19 protein-coding genes are annotated in these 19,792 nt (G+C 28.9%); 12 read left to right on the forward strand and 7 right to left on the reverse strand.

The features are described 5' to 3' along the window. Positions 1-405: 405 nt before the first annotated feature. From gyrA to dnaA, 7 genes are all read right to left on the reverse strand, one after another. Positions 406-2,970, reverse strand: coding sequence for a DNA gyrase subunit A (gene gyrA / locus J7M87_RS09645; protein WP_291650850.1), 2,565 nt, complete (start codon positions 2,968-2,970; stop codon positions 406-408). A gap of 21 nt (positions 2,971-2,991) precedes the next feature. Continuing rightward, entirely contained in the window at positions 2,992-4,905 is a 1,914-nt protein-coding gene (gene gyrB / locus J7M87_RS09650) for a DNA topoisomerase (ATP-hydrolyzing) subunit B (protein ID WP_291650851.1), read from the reverse strand. 55 nt (positions 4,906-4,960) lie between these two features. Then, positions 4,961-5,221 (reverse strand): extracellular matrix regulator RemB, encoded by a 261-nt coding sequence (gene remB, locus J7M87_RS09655; protein ID WP_008676191.1) that lies wholly within the window; start codon positions 5,219-5,221, stop codon positions 4,961-4,963. 14 nt (positions 5,222-5,235) lie between these two features. Next, on the reverse strand, positions 5,236-6,321 hold the full coding sequence (gene recF / locus J7M87_RS09660) for a DNA replication/repair protein RecF (RefSeq protein WP_291650852.1): 1,086 nt from the start codon (positions 6,319-6,321) through the stop codon (positions 5,236-5,238). Between the two features lie 79 nt (positions 6,322-6,400). Next, complete coding sequence (gene yaaA / locus J7M87_RS09665; RefSeq protein WP_291650853.1) at positions 6,401-6,607, reverse strand: S4 domain-containing protein YaaA; 207 nt, start codon at positions 6,605-6,607, stop codon at positions 6,401-6,403. Between the two features lie 47 nt (positions 6,608-6,654). Next, positions 6,655-7,755 (reverse strand): DNA polymerase III subunit beta, encoded by a 1,101-nt coding sequence (gene dnaN, locus J7M87_RS09670; RefSeq protein ID WP_291650854.1) that lies wholly within the window; start codon positions 7,753-7,755, stop codon positions 6,655-6,657. Between the two features lie 259 nt (positions 7,756-8,014). Beyond that, the gene (gene dnaA / locus J7M87_RS09675; protein ID WP_291650855.1) at positions 8,015-9,370 is read right to left on the reverse strand and encodes a chromosomal replication initiator protein DnaA; all 1,356 of its coding nucleotides are present in this window, start codon (positions 9,368-9,370) and stop codon (positions 8,015-8,017) included. A 534-nt stretch (positions 9,371-9,904) separates the two neighbouring features. Between dnaA and rpmH the strand changes: the two genes are divergently transcribed. From rpmH to J7M87_RS09735, 12 genes are all read left to right on the forward strand, one after another. After that, on the forward strand, positions 9,905-10,039 hold the full coding sequence (rpmH, locus tag J7M87_RS09680) for a 50S ribosomal protein L34 (RefSeq protein WP_035151755.1): 135 nt from the start codon (positions 9,905-9,907) through the stop codon (positions 10,037-10,039). A 61-nt stretch (positions 10,040-10,100) separates the two neighbouring features. Next, positions 10,101-10,451 (forward strand): ribonuclease P protein component, encoded by a 351-nt coding sequence (rnpA, locus tag J7M87_RS09685; RefSeq protein ID WP_291650856.1) that lies wholly within the window; start codon positions 10,101-10,103, stop codon positions 10,449-10,451. Then, positions 10,451-10,660 carry a membrane protein insertion efficiency factor YidD gene (yidD, locus tag J7M87_RS09690; RefSeq protein WP_291650857.1) on the forward strand — a complete coding sequence of 70 codons (210 nt, stop codon included), beginning with the start codon at positions 10,451-10,453 and terminating at the stop codon, positions 10,658-10,660. The genes rnpA and yidD overlap by 1 nt, the downstream gene beginning before the upstream one ends. 18 nt (positions 10,661-10,678) lie before the next feature. Further along, positions 10,679-11,443: a membrane protein insertase YidC gene (yidC, locus tag J7M87_RS09695; protein ID WP_291650858.1), complete on the forward strand. Its 765-nt coding sequence runs from the start codon at positions 10,679-10,681 to the stop codon at positions 11,441-11,443. Positions 11,444-11,482: 39 nt separating this feature from the next. Next, entirely contained in the window at positions 11,483-12,106 is a 624-nt protein-coding gene (gene jag / locus J7M87_RS09700; RefSeq protein ID WP_291650859.1) for an RNA-binding cell elongation regulator Jag/EloR, read from the forward strand. Positions 12,107-12,264: 158 nt separating this feature from the next. Further along, on the forward strand, positions 12,265-13,644 hold the full coding sequence (gene mnmE / locus J7M87_RS09705; protein WP_291650860.1) for a tRNA uridine-5-carboxymethylaminomethyl(34) synthesis GTPase MnmE: 1,380 nt from the start codon (positions 12,265-12,267) through the stop codon (positions 13,642-13,644). 13 nt (positions 13,645-13,657) lie between these two features. Continuing rightward, entirely contained in the window at positions 13,658-15,532 is a 1,875-nt protein-coding gene (gene mnmG, locus J7M87_RS09710; protein ID WP_291650861.1) for a tRNA uridine-5-carboxymethylaminomethyl(34) synthesis enzyme MnmG, read from the forward strand. Between the two features lie 17 nt (positions 15,533-15,549). Next, positions 15,550-16,269 carry a 16S rRNA (guanine(527)-N(7))-methyltransferase RsmG gene (rsmG, locus tag J7M87_RS09715; RefSeq protein WP_291650862.1) on the forward strand — a complete coding sequence of 240 codons (720 nt, stop codon included), beginning with the start codon at positions 15,550-15,552 and terminating at the stop codon, positions 16,267-16,269. 211 nt (positions 16,270-16,480) lie between these two features. Then, the gene (gene noc / locus J7M87_RS09720) at positions 16,481-17,257 is read left to right on the forward strand and encodes a nucleoid occlusion protein (RefSeq protein WP_291650866.1); all 777 of its coding nucleotides are present in this window, start codon (positions 16,481-16,483) and stop codon (positions 17,255-17,257) included. Positions 17,258-17,427: 170 nt separating this feature from the next. After that, positions 17,428-18,189 (forward strand): AAA family ATPase, encoded by a 762-nt coding sequence (locus J7M87_RS09725; protein ID WP_291650863.1) that lies wholly within the window; start codon positions 17,428-17,430, stop codon positions 18,187-18,189. Positions 18,190-18,203: 14 nt separating this feature from the next. Beyond that, on the forward strand, positions 18,204-19,055 hold the full coding sequence (locus tag J7M87_RS09730; protein ID WP_291650864.1) for a ParB/RepB/Spo0J family partition protein: 852 nt from the start codon (positions 18,204-18,206) through the stop codon (positions 19,053-19,055). A 95-nt stretch (positions 19,056-19,150) separates the two neighbouring features. After that, on the forward strand, positions 19,151-19,651 hold the full coding sequence (locus tag J7M87_RS09735; RefSeq protein WP_291650865.1) for a DUF4446 family protein: 501 nt from the start codon (positions 19,151-19,153) through the stop codon (positions 19,649-19,651). Positions 19,652-19,792: the final 141 nt, after the last annotated feature.

Consider the following 19,792-nt stretch of genomic DNA (forward strand, 5'->3'; position numbering starts at 1 on the left):
CTGGTTTGTTTACTTAACTTATTTTCTGTTCAATTTTCAAAGACCATTTTCTTCATCGCCCTCAAGCGACTTTCTTATCTTATCATTTGTTTTATTTCTTGTCAACAACTTTTTTCAAAGTTTTTTTGACTTGTTTTATCGCATCTCTCAGCGACGAAATTTATCTTAACATTTAACTTTAAATAAGTTTTATATAATATATAATATTTTAATAAATTATATTTATTTTTCTTTTATTTTCTATTAATATCTAACTTTTTCTATTAATGATACGCCAGGGCATGATTACGTTAAATTCATTAATTATGATTACATTTATCCATATTATTTATAGATTATAAAAAAAATAAACTGCAATTATCGATATATTAGTTATTAATAATTGCAATTTATTTTTATTTATATTTATATTTCTTCTTCCTCTTCTTCTTCAGCTATATCTAATAATTTATTTAAACTATTATCAGAATCATTTACAACTGCTATTTCACTTTTAATTTCATCATTTATATCTTCATTATCTAATGTTAATTGTTCCTCTTTATCATCAATACTTCCTGATATTTTAGCAATTGCAGCTATCTTTTCTTCATCTGTAGTTCTCATAAGAGTTACTCCCATTGTAGATCTACTAGTTACTGATATATCAGATACATTTATTCTTATAGCTACTCCACTTGTATTTATTAACATAAGTTCGTCATCTATCTTACATATAGTTGCACCTATAACTTTACCTGTCTTCTCAGATAACTTATATGTTATTAATCCTGTTCCGCCTCTTTTTTGTCTCTTATATTCTGTTATAGGAGTTCTTTTTCCAAATCCATTTTCACTAATAACAAGTAAGTCTTCTCCTTCTACAGCTATATCCATACATACAGCAATATCATCTTTTCTTAAATTAATTGATCTTACTCCTGATGCGGTTCTTCCCATAGGTCTTACATCAGTCTCGTTGAATTTTATTGCATTTCCATCTTGTGTTACTATGACAATATCTGCATCACCACGAGTTATCTTAACCTTTAGAAGTTCGTCACCATCTCTTAGATTTATAGCTATTAATCCATTCTTTCTAAGATTCTTAAATTCAGATAAAGGTGTCTTCTTTACTAATCCTTGCTTAGTTCCCATAAATAAGAACCCTTCATTTACATCATCCTTAACAGATAACACAGTCTCAATTCTTTCATCTTGTTCTATAGCTATAAGATTTATAATATTTGTTCCTTTTGCTGTTCTTCCTGCATCAGGTATTTCATATGCTCTTAGCTTATAAACTCTTCCCTTATTTGTAAAGAACAATACATCTGAGTGAGTTGAAACAACATTAACATGTTCTACAAAATCATCTTCTTTTGTAGACATTGCTTGTATTCCTCTTCCCCCTCTTCTTTGAGCAGAGTATGTATCTGCAGATATTCTCTTAATGTATCCTGAGTGTGTTAAAGTGATAACAACCTCTTCTTCTTGAATAAGATCTTCAATATCTATATCGTTAACTACTTTTTCTATTGATGTTCTTCTTTCATCATTATATCTATTCTTTATTTCTAAAAGCTCATCTTTTATTACAGATAGAAGTTTTTCTTCACTCGCCAATATTGAATTTAAATAATCTATTAATTTCATAAGTTCAGCAAACTCTTCTTCTATCTTATCTCTTTCCAGGCCTGTTAATCTTCTTAACCTCATTTCTAAAATTGCTTGTGCTTGCTTTTCACTTAATTTGAATCTTTCTATAAGTGTATTTTTAGCAACTTCAGTAGTCTTTGATGATCTTATTATATTTATAACTTCATCAATATTATCAAGCGCAATTCTTAATCCTTCAAGTATATGTGCTCTAGCTTCAGCCTTGTTTAATTCGAATACAGTTCTTCTAGTAACTACTTCCTTTTGGAATTCTATATAATTAGCTAATACTTGTTTAAGATTTAATACTTGAGGCTCATTATTAACCAAAGCTAACATTATTACACCAAAAGTATCTTGCATTTTTGTATGTTTATATAATAGATTTAATATTACATTTGGATTTGCATCTTTTTTAAGTTCTATTACAATTCTCATACCTTCTCTATCAGATTCATCTCTTAGATCTGATATTCCAACTATTCTCTTATCCTTAACTAGATCAGCTATATTTTCTATAAGCTTAGCCTTATTTACTTGATATGGTATTTCAGTAACTATTATTCTATGCCTATTATTTTCTTCTTCTATTTCAGCTTTTGCTCTAACTATTATTCTTCCTTTACCCGTCTCGTAAGCAGCTCTTATTCCTGACTTACCCATTATTGTAGCTCCAGTTGGGAAGTCTGGCCCCTTAATAGCCGTCATTAATTCTAAAATAGTTGTTTCAGGATTATCAATAAGCATAATTGTTCCATCTATTACTTCCCCTAAATTATGAGGAGGTATATTAGTTGCCATACCAACAGCTATACCTGATGAACCGTTGACCAAAAGATTTGGATATCTTGATGGTAATACAACTGGCTCCTTTTCTTCACCATCAAAGTTAGGAATAAAATCTACTGTGTTTTTTGTTATATCTCTCAGCATTTCCGCAGCAATTTTATTCATCTTTGCTTCTGTATATCTCATTGCAGCTGCACTATCGCCGTCTACTGATCCAAAGTTTCCATGGCCATCTACAAGCATATACCTCATAGAAAAATCTTGCGCCATTCTTACAAGTGCATCATATACAGATGAATCACCGTGTGGATGATACTTACCTAAAACTTCCCCAACTATTCTAGCGCACTTTCTATATCCTTTTTCAGGCGCTAATCCTAATTCACTCATAGAAAACAATATTCTTCTATGTACAGGCTTTAGACCATCTCTAACATCTGGTAGAGCACGACCGACTATAACACTCATTGCATAATCGATATAGCATCTTTTCATTTCTTTATTTATATCAATAGATATAACTTTTCCCTCGTTTAAACTCATGTACCTCACCTCGTTTTAGTACTAAACATCTAAATTGCTTACTTTTTTAGCATTCTTTTGAATAAAGTCTCTTCTTGGCTCAACCTTATCCCCCATTAGTATAGTAAATATTTCGTCTGCTGCTATAGCATCTTCTACAGTAGCTTTTAATAATACTCTCTTTTCAGGATCCATAGTTGTATCCCATAATTGAGTAGCATTCATTTCTCCAAGACCTTTGTATCTTTGTATGTTTGTTGAATTATCTTTTCCACCAACTTCATCTAATAATTTTTCAAGCTCTGCATCTGAATAAGCATAATATTCCTTCTTATTCTTTTTTACTTGATAAAGTGGTGGTTGAGCTATATACACATGCCCCCCATCTAATAGTCCTCTCATATATCTAAAGAAGAATGTTAATAATAAAGTTCTTATGTGTGCTCCATCAACATCAGCATCTGTCATTATAATTATTCTATTATATCTTAACTTTTCTTCATCAAAATCATCTCCGATTCCAGCTCCAAATGCTGTAACCATTGATTTAATTGAATCAGCTGTTAATATTCTGTCTAATCTTTGCTTTTCAACGTTTAATATCTTACCTCTTAGAGGAAGTATTGCTTGGAATCTTCTGTTTCTTCCCTGTTTAGCTGATCCCCCCGCTGAATCTCCCTCAACTATATAAATTTCACACTCTAAAGGATCCTTTGATGAGCAATCTGCTAATTTTCCAGGTAATGATGAACGTTCTAATACTGATTTTCTTGTTAATTCTCTAGCTTTTCTCGCAGCATCTCTTGCTCTTGCTGCCATTAACGCTTTATCTATTATTATCTTACCAACACCTGGATTTTCTTCTAGAAATATAGAAACCCCTTCTCCAACTATAGAATCTACTACACCTCTAACTTCTGAATTTCCAAGTTTAGTTTTTGTTTGACCTTCAAATTGAGGTTCAGATATCTTTACAGAAACTACAGCAGTTAACCCTTCTCTGATATCATCTCCTGATAAGTTTTTATCATTTTCTTTCAAATGATTAAACTTCTTACCATAATCATTTATAACTCTTGTCAATGCTGTTTTAAATCCAGATAAGTGAGTACCACCTTCTATAGTATCTATGTTATTAGCAAATGAATATAAATTTTCTGTATAGCTATCATTGTACTGAAGTGATATTTCTGCTATTATTCCATCTTTTTCTCCTTCAATATAGATTGGCTCTTGATGTAGAACCTCTTTATTTCTACTCAAATAAGATACAAATTCTTTTATGCCACCTTCATAGTGATATACTTCTTTTTTACCATCTTCTCTAGCATCAGATAATATGATTCTAATTCCCTTATTTAAGAATGCTAATTCTCTAAGCCTATTAGATAATATATCAAAATCATATTCTGTTTCCTCAAATATCTCAGTATCTGGTTTAAATGAAACCTTTGTACCATGCTCCTCAGTTTTACCTATCTTACTTAAATCAGTTACAACATTACCTCTAGAATACTTTTGTTGCCATATATCGCCTTCTCTTAATACTGTTACTTCACACCATTCTGATAATGCATTAACAACAGATGCTCCAACACCATGTAATCCTCCAGAGACTTTGTATCCTCCGCCTCCAAATTTTCCCCCAGCATGCAGAACTGTCATTATAACTTCTACTGTCGATTTTCCCATTTTAGGATGTATTCCAGTTGGCATACCCCTTCCATTATCAATTACAGTAATTGAATTATCCTCGTTTATTGCAACTGATATCTCTGTACAGAATCCTGCTAAGGCCTCATCTATACTATTATCAACTATTTCATATACAAGATGATGTAATCCTCTTGAACTAGTACTCCCTATATACATTCCTGGTCTTTTTCTAACAGCTTCTAATCCTTCTAAGACCTGAATTTGACTTTCATCATAGCTTTGATTGCTTTTTTCCAACATAATCTCCTCCTTAAATGAAGTTTTATTATAATCACATGAAGATTTAACATTGGAGTTATGGATTATAATCTATATTTGTTCTCTTTGTTAAAGTTGAAGATGATATTGGAGATAAATAAACTTTACTCATTTTATTAACTTCAGCTATAACAAATGATTTTGGTTTTTCTTTAGAAATCCTTTCTACAAACCCATCTTCTTCTGCCATTCTTATAAATGCGCTCGTATCCGAACTGTACATTGTAGTTTGTAAATCAAAAATTCCAATTATATCTTTAATTGGAACAACAACATTTTCTCCTAAATGTAAAAACATAAGAATTCCTCCTTTTAATTTAGGATTTCCCCTTCTTTGACCTTAAAGACCCTGGAGCTATTATCTAAATAATTTGTAAGATCTTCTATTCCCGTGCAAGTTATTATAGTTTGGATTTCTCCAATTGTACTTAGAATATATCTCTTTCTATTAAAATCTAATTCCGATAAAACATCATCTAATAATAATACCGGATACTCTGATGTCATTTCTTTTATAATTTTTAAAGATGAAAATTTTATTGTAAGGACAGCACTTCTTTGTTGTCCTTGTGATCCAAAACTTTTAGTGTCGACATCATTAATTAGAACAATAAAATCATCTCTATGAGGACCTATACTAGTAGTTCCTTTTTCAATGTCCTTTTTCCTATTTTTCCTTAGTAACTCATAAAAATTATTTTCTATATCTTCTAGATCCTTTATTGTACTTATATATTTAAATTCTACATTTTCTTTTCCTGAAGATATATCCTTATGAATATCCTTTCCATAGAAATTCAACTTATTAATATATTTAAGTCTCTCTATTATTATATGATACCCAAAATTTGCTAACTGTATATCATATATATCTAAAATTTCTGAATCTAGCTTTCTGTTTTTTAGCACAACATTACGTTCATTCAAAACCTTATTATATTGTACTAGATTATAATAGTATTTAGAATTTAATTGACATAGCTCCATATCAATAAACTTCCTTCTTACTCCAGGAGAATCTTTTATAATCTTTAAATCTTCTGGTGAAAACATAACAACATTAAAATTTCCAAATAACTCCCCTATTTTAGATACCTTAACTTTGTTAATTTTGATAGCTTTTTTTCCATCCTTTAATATATTTATATCGATATTTTTATCAAGTCTATCTTTACCTACCAATAAACTTACATAAGCACTATCAGAGTTCCAATTTATTAATTCTCTATCTTTTGAAGTTCTATGTGATTTTGCAAAAGCACAATAATAAATTGCTTCAAGAATATTTGTTTTACCTTGAGCATTATCCCCCATAAATACATTTACATTTTTACCAAGTGTTATATTCAAAGATTTATAATTTCTATAATTTAACATCTGTAGTCTTTTAATATACATTTTTACACCTATTTTAATTATAACATATTAGAGGAATAAAAGTAATTATTAGGTTAATGGTAATAAATATATATTATTATTAAATAATTTTATACTTTTCTCCATTGAACTCTACTATATCACCTTGTTTTAATTTTTTTCCTCTTTGAGTACAAACTTCACCATTAACTTTAACCATCTCATCTAAAATATATATTTTAGCTTCTGATCCTAAAGATGCCACTCCGCACCATTTTAAAAATGAATCTAATTTTATAAAATCAGTATTTATTTTAACTTCATCCATTTCCAGTTTTATGCATATTAATACACAGTTTATGCATATTCTCCTTTCTATCTTATTAATCTAACCGGTAGAACAAGATACTTTGAATTATCTGTATTTTTACACTTTATTACACAAGGACTAACACTTGATGTCATCTCTAGTTTAACTTCATCGTCATCTACATTCTTTAATACGTCTAATAAATATCTAGAGTTAAATGCAATTTGAATTGGTTCTCCTTGCAGATTTATACTAAGTTCCTCTCTAACTTTTCCCAATTGAGAATTAGATGTTATTATCATATTCTCTTCTTGAACTTCTAATTTTATTAAATTACTATTGCTATCCTTAGCCATTAAGGAAGCTCTTTCTATACAGCTTTGAAGTTGTTGTTTATTCACATCTACTAGTATTTTGTGTTCTTGAGGCAATAAAGATGAATAATTTACAAACTTTCCATCCAATAATCTAGATATAACTTTTGTATTGTTTAAATTAAATAATATATGATTATTTGTAAATGTTATTTTTACTATATCGGAAACATCTTCTAATATTTTTGATACTTCATTTAATGTTTTTCCTGGAATAACTACTTCTATTTCATTATCATTATCTAAGAACTCACTTCTTACTGCCAGTCTATATCCATCTAATGCAACTAAATTTAAATTTTTATTTTTAACTTCAAATAAGATTCCTTGTAATATTGGTCTAGTTTCATCTTGAGCTATTGCAAATGATGTACCTTTAATCATATTTTTTAATATATTTTGATGAACTTCAACTGAAAGATTTTCATTTATACTTGGTAAAGCTGGATAATCCTCTCCATTCATATAAACTAAGTTAAATACTGATTTTTCACATGTTATTTGCATTATGTCATTTTCTAAAGTTTCTATTTTTATATCTGAATTAGGTAATTTTCTTATTATTTCTCCAAATATTCTTGCATCTATTACAATCATGCCTTCTTCCAATATATCAGCATCAACCTTTGTTTCAATAGATACATCCATGTCAGATCCTATTAATGTTAATCCTTCACTTTTAGCATTTATGTAAATACCTTCTAGAATAGGCATTGTTGTTTTACCAGTTATAGCTTTATTGGCAATTGATATGCCTTCTTGTAGTTTTTGTTTTTCACAGATAAATATCATATAAAAACCTCCTTAAGTTATATACATTAGATATCTATAGATATAGATAAATATATAGATATAAATTAATAATAGTAGTAGTAGGGGCTGTTGATATGTTGATAAGTACTTATACCCCTTGAAAATACTAAATTATTTATAAAAAAATATTGTGGATAAGTGAAACAAAAATCATATATCTTATCCACAGTATTAACAATCAATATTGATTTTAGTAGTTATCCACAAATAGTTCAATATATTTATGTACAGTTGTTAATTAATTTTGAGTTAGCTTTTTTGTTATATCATTTACTGTGTGTTGTAGGCTTTCATCTCTATTTAAACTATCAGATATTTTTTCATAAGCATGTATAACAGTAGTATGATCCCTGCCCCCAAATTCTTCACCTATTTTAGGTAAAGACATATCAGTTAACTTTCTGCTTAAATACATTGCAATTTGCCTAGGATAGGCTACATTCCTAGTTCTTCTTTGAGATTTTAAGTCTTCTATTCTAAGATTAAAATATCCAGCAACAACATCCTGTATAACGTCTATAGTTACATTTTTATTTTGCTTATTTGATATTATATCTTTAAGAGCTTCACTTGCTAGCTCAACAGTAATTGGCCTATTAGTAAGTGACGAATAAGCAACAATTCTAATTAAGGCTCCTTCTAACTCTCTAATATTAGACTTAATCTTAGTTGCAATATAAACCATAACTTCATTTGCAACATTTAGTTTTTCTACGTCAGCTTTCTTTTTTAAGATTGCCATTCTAGTTTCAAAATCTGGAGCTTGAATGTCAGCAATTAAGCCCCATTCAAATCTAGAGCGTAATCTATCCTCTAAAGTAGGAATTTCTTTAGGTGGTCTATCAGATGATAGAATTATTTGTTTATTAGCATCATGTAATGCATTAAATGTATGGAAAAACTCCTCTTGAGTTCTTTCCTTTCCAGCTATAAATTGAATATCATCTATAAGTAAGATATCTACGTTTCTATACTTATTTCTAAATTCTTCATTTTTATCGTCTCTTATTGCATTAATAAGCTCATTAGTAAATTTCTCTGAAGATACATATACAACTTTAGCATTAGAATTATTTTGTAAAACATAATGACCGATAGCGTGCATTAAGTGTGTTTTACCGAGACCAACGCCTCCATATATAAATAGAGGATTATAAGCTTTTGCAGGTGATTCAGCTACAGCTAATGAAGCTGCATGAGCAAATCTATTACTATTTCCAATAACAAAAGAATCAAATGTATACTTTGGATTTAATAAACTAGACATCTCATCATTTACAGTAATAGCTCCTCTTTCATCAATTCTTGACTTTTTTTCTTCCTTTTCTTCGGCTTCCTGAATATCAGATGCTACCATAAAATCTACATTATAGACTTTTGAGCAAGCAGCTTCTATAGAATTTACAACCAAGTCCTTGTATCTTTTTTCCAATATGTCTTGAGTAAAGGAATTTGGAACACTGATTCTTATTATATTGGAAGATATAGAAATAGGCTCGCAACTTTTAATCCATGTATTAAAGCTAACTTCGCTCATTTCACCCTTGATTATATTTAATGTTTTTTCCCATAATGATTTTAGATCATTATTCATTGTATATCCTCCATGAAAATAAATTTTAAATTTAAATTTTAAATAGTTAATAACAATATATCAACACACTTATTAACATATGAAAATGCATGTTAATAAATATAATAAAAATATTCACATGTTAATAATTATGTTGATATTTTATATAAATAAAAGTTATCCACAATATAAGTATGTACATTTTTTCACATTATTAACATGGTATAAAAGCATTATTTTAGTTAAAAATAGATATAAATAGATAAGTAATAGAGAAAAAGTAAACAAGTTATACACAATTTAATCCACAGGTGTGGATAACTTGTTACCTAAGTAAAATTATTCACATTCAATATTAATAATAACATAAGTCAAATAGAGTATTCAAGGAGTTATCCACAAAAAACTGTGGTAAATTATTTTATTTATCAACAGAATTTGAAAATTATAGTGTATTGACATAAAAACATGATATATATATAATGATAAGGTAAATTTAAAATAGGAATTATAGTTTTTACTATAGAAATTACAATTTAAAGGGGGTGTAGTGAAATGTTCATGACATACCAACCAAAAAAGAGACAAAGAAAAAAAGAACATGGATTCAGAAAGAGAATGAAAACTTCATCAGGAAGAAATGTTCTTAAGAGAAGAAGACAAAAAGGTAGAAAAAGATTAACAGCATAAGGGCCGCAAATAGTGGCCTTTTTTCTGCAATAGCAGGAAAAAAAGGAGTATAGAGTTTCCGATGGTATACAGATTAAGAAAAAATAATGAATTTAAATTAGTATATAGAAGGGGAAAGTCTTTAGCTAATAACCTTTTAGTTTTATACACTTTTAATAATAAAAAAAATAGAACAGAAGAAAATCTTACCTATAATAAGGTAGGGATTTCTGTAAGTAAGAAAGTTGGAAATAGTGTAGTTCGAAGTAGAAGTAAACGATTGATAACTGAAAGCTATAGACTTAATGAAAAGGACCTTAAAAGTGGCTACGATTTTGTGTTTGTAGCGAGAAGTGCTATAAAAGGAAAAAGTTTCTCAGAAGTTGAAAATGCAATGAAAAAACTTTTTTTAAAGGCAGGCTTATATAAATAATGAAAAAGATAATGTTGAATTCTATATATTTATATAGAAAATATATTTCGCCAATGAGACCGCCAACATGTATTTATGTTCCTACATGCTCACAATATGCAATAGACGCTATTAATAAATATGGAGCAATAAGAGGTGGTTTTTTAGCTATAAAGAGAATTTTAAGGTGTCATCCATTTTCAAAGGGTGGATATGATCCTGTAAAATAAGGAGGTTACGCATAAAAGATGATGAGTTTCTTATCACCAATAACAAATTTCTTGACAGGTATATTTAATGGTCTTCACAATTTTATTCTTTCAGTATTTAACCTGGAACCAAGTGGAGTTTCATATGTATTAGCAATTGCAGTATTTACTATAATAATTAGATTGTTAATATTACCATTTAATATTAAGGCAAATAGATCAAATGCTAGAATGCAAGAAATTCAACCAGAATTAAATGCAATACAAAAGAAATATGCAAATGATCCGCAAAAGATGCAAGCAGAGTATTCAAAGTGCATGAAAGAAAATAATGTAAGTATGTTTGGTGGATGTCTTCCTACATTATTACCATTACCAATACTATTTGCGTTATATTATGTATTTATGAATATAGATAAGGGGTCAGTGGTACATCCATCATTTTTATGGATACCAGATGTATTTGAAAAAGATCCTTGGTTTATAATGCCAGTACTAGCTTTCTTAAGTACTTATTTACCAAGTTTACTTTTAACTAAGTCAATGCCTAAAAATGAAAATAGTCCAATGAATATGGGAAGCATGAATATAATGATGGCAGGTATGATGGGAGTAATGGCAATTAACTTTGATTCTATACTTGTTATTTATTGGGTAATAGGTGGAGCTATACAATTAGTTCAAACGTATTTCTTAAATTACTTACCAGCTAAAAAGAAAATGGCAGCAAAAGAAGAAGAAGAAAAATTAAAAACTATTCAAAACGCAAAAAAAGCAACACCAAAGACTAAGAAAAAAAATTAAGATTATTATATTTAGTATTTACTAGGTGGTGAATAGGGTATGAAAACATTAGAAATTACAGGGAAAACTATAAGTGATGCATTGCAAAATGCTTTAAAGGAATTAAAGCTTACAGAGGATAAGGTTGAATATGAGATTTTAGATGAAGGATCAAAAGGATTTCTAAATATTATAGGAACAAAACCAGCAAAAATATTAGTTAAAGTAAAAAGAGATTATAAGGAAGATGTACGAGTATTTTTAAGAAGTATTCTTGATAATATGAAGGTACAAGCAGAAATAAGAATTAGAGAAGTTAATGAAGTTGTTTATATAGATTTAAATGGTCCTAAGATGGGCTTAATAATTGGATATAGAGGAGAAACTTTAGATTCTCTACAATATTTAGCTTCACTAGTTGTTAATAAAGGGCATGATATTCCTTATAAAAAGGTAGTTTTAGATACTGAAAATTATAGAAAAAAAAGGGAAGATACTTTAATAAGAGTTGCTGAGAAAACTGCATATAAAGTTAGAAAGACTAGAAGACCTTATAAGTTAGAACCAATGAATCCTTATGAAAGAAGAGTAATACATTCTGCTTTACAAGATAATGAATATGTCTATACATTTAGCGAAGGTGATGAACCTTACAGAAGAGTTGTAGTGGATATAAAGAAATAAAGGTGAGAAGGCCAATTGGCTTTCTTACCTTTTATTTATTTTTGACTTAATTCAAATAGTTTTGTAAAATGAATATTAGTTAAAATGGGGTATAATATAAATATACACGATATATTGAACGAAAGAATTTACATAAAATACATTAAGGAGGATAGATGATGAAAGAATTTGATACAATTTGTGCTATATCCACAGCAATTGGAGAAGGTGGAATTGCCATTATAAGAGTATCTGGTGATAAAGCCTTAGATATAGTATCTAAAATTTTTAGGGCCAAAAGTGGAAAAGATATAAAAGATATGAAGACTTATACTATGAGATATGGTCATATAGTTGATATAGATAAAGAAGAGTTGATAGATGAAGTAATTATAAGCTATATGAAAGGACCGAAAAGTTTCACAGCAGAAGATACTGTAGAAATAAATTGTCATGGTGGCGTAACATCAACAAATAAGGTTCTAGAAATGGTTATAAAGGCTGGAGCAAGATTAGCTGAGCCAGGTGAATTTACTAAAAGAGCATTTTTGAACGGAAGAATAGACTTATCTCAAGCAGAGGCAGTTATGGATTTGATTACCGCTAAAACTGAGCTAGCAATGAAATCAGCCTTAATGCAAAGTACAGGGTCATTATCTGAGAAAATAAATAAACTTAGAGAGTATCTATTAAATGTATTAGCTTTAATAGAATATGCTGTAGACTTTACAGAAGATGATGAGGAAGTTGACCCGACTATTCCATTGAGAGTAAAGGATAGTCTTGAAAAAGCATGCGAGGATATGAGCAAACTGCTTAAAAGTGCAGATGAAGGGAAAATAATAAGAGATGGATTAAGTTTAGCTATAGTAGGTAAACCAAATGTAGGAAAATCATCTTTATTAAATGTTTTGCTAAAGGAAAAGAGAGCAATTGTTACAGATATTGCTGGAACTACTAGAGATGTAATAGAGGAATATATAAATCTTGATGGGATACCAGTAAAGATAATAGATACGGCAGGAATAAGAGAAACAGAAGATATAGTTGAAAAAATTGGAGTTGAAAAATCAAAAGAAAAAATAAATGAAGCAGATTTAATCTTATTAGTACTAGATTCTTCTAGAGAATTAGATAATGAAGATATTGAAATAATAGAAGCTATAAAAAATAAAAATTCTATAGTTTTATTAAATAAAATAGATTTAGAAAATAAACTAGATAAATCTTTATTAAATAATTTTGAAAATACAATAAAAATTTCTGCAAAAGAAGATGTTGGAATAGATGGATTAAAAAATGAGATTAAGAATATGTTCTTTAATGGTAAAATAGATAGCGAAAGTTTAATAATATCTAACTCAAGACATAAGCAAGCTTTAATTAGAGCAAAGGAAAATTGTGATGATGCTCTAATAAGAGTTAAAAATAATGAGTTTCTTGACTTAATTTCAATATATGTAACGGCAGCTTTAAAAGCTTTAGGAGAAATTACTGGTTCAGAGTTAGAAGAAGACTTAGTTAATAAAATATTTAAAGAATTTTGTTGTGGAAAGTAGGAGAAATATAAATATGAAATATAATGCGGGAGAATACGATGTAGTAGTTGTTGGTGCTGGTCATGCTGGTTGTGAAGCAGCACTTGCAGCAGCTAGAATGGGATTAAAAACATTAATTTGTACTACTAATCTTGATTCTGTAGCTATGATGCCTTGTAATCCTAATATAGGAGGTACTGCAAAAGGACACTTGGTAAGAGAAATAGATGCATTAGGTGGAGAAATGGGGGTTAATATAGACAATACATTTATTCAATCAAGAATGCTAAATACGTCAAAGGGTCCTGCAGTTCATTCTTTAAGAGCACAAGCAGATAAAAAGAAGTATCAAAATAGAATGAAGAATGTACTTGAGAATCAAGAAAATCTTAGTTTGAGACAATTAGAAGTCATAGAATTAGATGTGGAAGATGGAAAAGTTAAAGGTGTACTTACAAGGAACGGTGGATACTTCAGTTGTAAGGCCGTTATATTAACGACAGGTACATATCTTAGAGCAAGAATAATAATAGGTGATGTTACATATAATAGTGGACCAAATGGATTAGCAGCAGCTAATGAGTTATCACAATCATTAATTGATTTAGGAATATCATTAAGAAGATTTAAAACTGGTACTCCAGCGAGAATAAATAAAAGATCTGTTGATTTTTCAAAAATGGTAGAGCAACCAGGAGATGAAAAGATAGTTCCATTCTCATTTATGAGTGGAGATATATCTAGAGAGCAGGTTTCCTGTTGGTTAACTTATACAAGTGAAGAAACTCATAAAATAATACAAGAAAATATTGAGAGATCTCCAATGTATAATGGTTTAATTGAGGGGGTAGGACCTAGATATTGCCCATCAATAGAAGATAAAGTTATGAGATTCCCAGATAGGGAGAGACATCAATTATTTATAGAACCAGAAGGTGAAGATACTCAAGAAATGTATATTGGAGGAATGTCTTCATCACTTCCAGAGGATGTACAGTTACAAATGTTAAGAACTGTTCCAGGATTAGAAAATGTAGAAATAATGAGAACTGCATATGCAATAGAATATGACTCAATTGATCCAACACAGTTAAAGCCAACATTAGAATTTAAAAATTTTGATGGATTATATGGAGCCGGCCAATTGAATGGTAGTTCAGGTTATGAAGAAGCAGCTGCACAAGGAATAGTTGCTGGAATAAATGCGTCTTTAAAGATTAAAGATAAAGAGCCTATGATATTAACTAGATCTGATGGATATGTGGGAGTGCTTATTGATGATTTAGTTACTAAAGGTACTAATGAACCGTATAGAATGATGACATCAAGGGCTGAGTATAGATTATTATTAAGACAAGATAATGCCGATTTTAGATTAACTGAAATTGGTTATAAAGTTGGCCTTGCAACAGAAGAGAGATATCAAAAGTTCCTAGCAAGAAAGAATAATATAGAAGATGAAATAAAGAGATTAAAGGAACTTCAAATAACTAATAAGAAAGAAACAAATGAATTTTTAGTTTCAATGGGATCAACAGAGCTTAAAAAGCCTATAAGCTTCTATGAATTAATTAAAAGACCAGAAGTAGATTATTTTAGCTTGGTAAGCTTAGATGTTGATAGACCAGACTATGAAGATGATATAGGTGAACAAATAAATACAATTGCTAAATATGAAGGGTATATAGATAGCCAACTAGATCAAGTAAGACAATTTAAAAAGTTCGAGAAAAAATTAATTCCTGATGGTTTAGAATATAAGGAAGTAAAGGGATTAAGGACAGAAGCAATTCAAAAGTTATCTAATATTAGACCTGTAAGTATAGGGCAAGCATCAAGAATCTCAGGTGTATCACCAGCTGATATATCAGTATTATTAATTTATTTAGAACATCAATATAAGAAATAAAATTCTTTGGAGGAACTATGGAATATTTTCAATTAATGAAAGCAGCTTCTTTAGAAGTAGGAATGGAATTATCAGAGCATCAATATGAGCAATTTATAAAATATATGAGATTACTTCAAGAGTGGAATGAAAAGATTAATCTTACTGCAATAACAGAAGATGAAGAAGTAATAAAAAAACATTTTATAGATTGTATAAAGGCTTTTAAATCAGATGCTATTAAGAATGCAGAGGCCATAATAGATGTAGGAACAGGAGCAGGTTTTCCAGGATTACCTATAGCTATAATGAATCCAAATGTTCAAGTAACGTTATTAGATTCATTAAATAAGAGAATTAACTTTTTAAATAAAGTTATTAATGATATAGAATTAAAAAATGTAATCACAATTCATTCAAGAGCAGAAGACGGAGCAAGAAAACCAGAGTTAAGAGAAAAGTTTGATGTAGCTACATCAAGAGCAGTTGCAAATATGGCGGTATTATCAGAGTTTTGTATACCTTATGTAAAAGTTGGTGGACACTTTGTAGCATTAAAGGGACCTGCTATAGAAGAAGAACTTAAAGATGGGCAAAAGGCAATATCTGTTTTAGGTGGAGAATTAAAAGAGATAATTGAAGTAAATATAGAAGAATCCGACTTGAAGCATAATATTGTAGAAATTAAAAAAATTAATAAATGTCCAAAGACGTATCCTAGAAAAGCAGGAACTATAAACAAAAAACCTATAAAATAGAATAAAATCCTACAATATATCTAGATAAAAATAGTCGATTAATAAAAAAAAATTAATATATATGAGACTATTTGTAATTTATTAAATTATAGTAAACTAATTTGTATTATAATATTAGGTAATAAATAGAAGGAAATTAGAGAAGAAAATAGAATTTTTACTTTATTGAATAAAATGGTAACTTAGAATAATAGGGGATGGTTGGGTGCATATGAATAGAGAAATTACAAGTATAAATGTAAATAAGATATTTCCAAATACTTATCAGCCTAGAAGATTTTTTAACGAAGAAGCATTAGAAGAATTATCTCAATCTATAAAAGAACATGGAATAATTCAACCTATTACTGTTAGAAGAAGAGGAGAAAACTTTGAATTAGTAGCAGGTGAAAGAAGATGGAGAGCTGCAAGAATGGCAGAATTGGAAAATGTACCATGTAATATTATTGAAATAACTGATACGCAATCTGCTGAAATAGCTTTGTTAGAGAATTTACAAAGAGAAGACTTAAACTTTATAGAAGAAGCTGAAGCTTATTATAATCTTATAAATGATCATAAATTTACCCAAGATGAATTAGCAAAAAGAATGGGTAAAAAACAATCAACTATAGCTAATAAGTTAAGATTATTAAAACTTAGTCCAAGTGTTAGATCGGTTTGTATAGAAAATAGATTAACAGAGAGACATGCAAGAGCGTTACTATCATTACCTAATGAAGAGCTACAATTAAAGGTTGTAGAAAAGGTAATAAAGAATTCTCTTAATGTTAAGGCTACAGAAGAAGCAGTTAATAAGGAACTGTTAAAATTGGCCGGAGAAGAATTAAATAATAAGGAAAAGAAAAGAGTTAAAAGTGTATTCCCAGCAAAGTTATATGTAAATACTATAAAGCAAGTATTTGATAAGTTTAATATACCAGCTGAATATAAGTTTAAGGATGATGAGGAATTTATACAAATAACAGTTTCTATACCTAAGAAATAATTTCAATAAGTATATTCTTATTTAGTAAGAATATACTTATTTTTTTATAGAAAATTAAATTTGATTATTAATTTAATCGATTTTTATTATGTTAATCTTTTAATATTAGTAAAAAGTATATATAATATTAATATGAGAAGGGGGGTGAAGCTCTAAAATAGAGCTTTTATATGAAGAAAGTTTGTATATTTAATCAAAAAGGTGGAGTTGGGAAAACTACTACAAACATAAACTTATGCGCATATCTAGCAATGGAGGGTTACAAGGTATTAACAATAGATATAGATCCCCAAGGAAATACAACAAGTGGGTTAGGCCTAGATAAGAGAAATTTAGAATTATCAATGTATGATGTATTAACCTCAGATGCATCATTAAGAGAGGTTATATTAAAGAGTGAATTAGTACAAAATTTATTTATAGCTCCATCAACAATGGAGTTAGCAGGTGCAGAAGTTGAAATCATAGGTAAAGAAGATAGAGAAACTATTTTAACAAATAAAATTAAAGAAGTAGAGGATGAATATGATTTTATTTTCATAGATTGTCCACCATCATTAGGAGTATTAACAATTAATGCATTAACATCAGTTGAATCAGTACTAATACCAATTCAATGTGAATTTTATGCACTTGAAGGAGTAGGACAGCTCATAAACACTATTCAATTAGTTAAAAAATCATTAAATAGAAACCTTGAAATAGAGGGCGTTGTAATGACTATGTACGATTATAGAACTAATTTGAGTAATGAAGTTCTTGAAGAAGTAAAAAATTTCTTTAATGAGAAGGTGTATGAAACTAAAATATCAAGAAATATAAGATTAGCAGAGGCTCCTAGTTTTGGATTGCCAATAATGCTGTATGATGAAAAGTGCAAGGGTGCAGAATCTTATAAGTCATTAACAAAAGAGTTTTTAAGTAGGCAGTAAGTAGGTGAGTAATAATGAATAAAAAATCAGCATTGGGAAAAGGATTAGGTGCATTAATTCCTAATGATATTGCAAGTAAGGAAAATAATAAACCATCAGTTATATCTATAAATTTAATTAGAAGTAATGAAGATCAACCAAGGAAGGCCTTTGATGATGAAAAGATTGCAGAATTAGCTCAATCAATTAAAGAACATGGAATAATACAACCTATAATTTTAAATAAAAAAGATAACAATTATATAATAGTTGCTGGTGAGAGAAGATGGAGAGCGGCAAAATTATTAGGATTAAAAGAAATACCAGCTATAATAATGGAGTTAACTGAAAAAAATATATTAGAGGTGTCTTTAATAGAAAACATTCAAAGACAAGACTTAAATCCTATTGAAGAAGCTATAGCATATAAAAAATTATTAAATGATTTTAATTTAACTCAAGAAGAACTTAGTAAAAGAGTAGGAAAATCTAGAGTAGCAATAAGTAATGTAATAAGACTTACTAACCTTTGTGAAACAGTAAAACAATATTTAATTGATGAAGTTATTACAGAAGGACATGGAAGGGTTCTATTATCAATTGAAGATCCAGAAGTTCAATGCGAAGTAGCTCAAAAAGTTATAGATGAAAAATTATCCGTTAGAGAATTAGAAAGATTAGTAAGATATTTGGGTTCTGAGAAGAAGGAAAAAGAGAAAGAAAAAGTAAGAGAGATAAATCCATATTATAAGGACGTAACTGAAAGGTTGCAAAATTATTTTGGAACAAAAGTAAGTATTAGCAATAAAAATAATAAGGGAAAAATAGAAATAGAATATTATTCAAATGAAGATTTGCAAAGGATACTAGAAATAATTAATTTATAAGTGTTTCACGTGAAACATTATGAAAGATATAAAATATGTTTCACGTGAAACATTTTATATTATTTCTTTATAAGATTTAGAGAGGAGCATTAAAAGTGGAAGATATACTTAAAATAATAAATGAAAATTCACCTTTTATTATTGTTGGATTACTTATTATAATGTTATTACTTTTTATAATTGTAATTTATTTAATAAAATCTATAAATAAGCTTGAAAAGAAGTACCGAAGAATGATGAGGGGAGTAAATAATAAAAATTTAGAAGAGCTTATATCTTCTAAACTAGATGAAATTGACAAGGCTATGGAGTTTTCAAACGAAGCCCTTAATAAGTGCGAAGTAGTAAAGGAAGAAATGAAGGGGTGTGTAAATAAAATAGCTATAATGAGGTATAAAGCATTTCCTGATGTAGGGAGTGATTTAAGTTTTTCAATAGCGATATTAGATTCACATAATGATGGAGTTTTAATTACTGGGATTTATTCAAGACAAGATAGTACTACATATGCAAAACCAGTTGATAAGGGAATTTCGAGATATGAGTTATCAGAAGAAGAATCATATGTTTTAAATGAAGCAATAAATAAAAAATAAAAAAATGAGAGTCTTATTAAAATGGAACCTATAAGATGGACACTTATAAAAGAGAGTCTATCTATATAGGTTCTTTTTTTGTACAATAAAGTTATGAGGTGATTTAATATGAGTAAAATAAGGTTCTCAAATAATGAAATA

Origin of the sequence: Clostridium sp. (assembly GCF_017888565.1) — a bacterium.
Taxonomy (GTDB): domain Bacteria; phylum Bacillota; class Clostridia; order Clostridiales; family Clostridiaceae; genus Clostridium.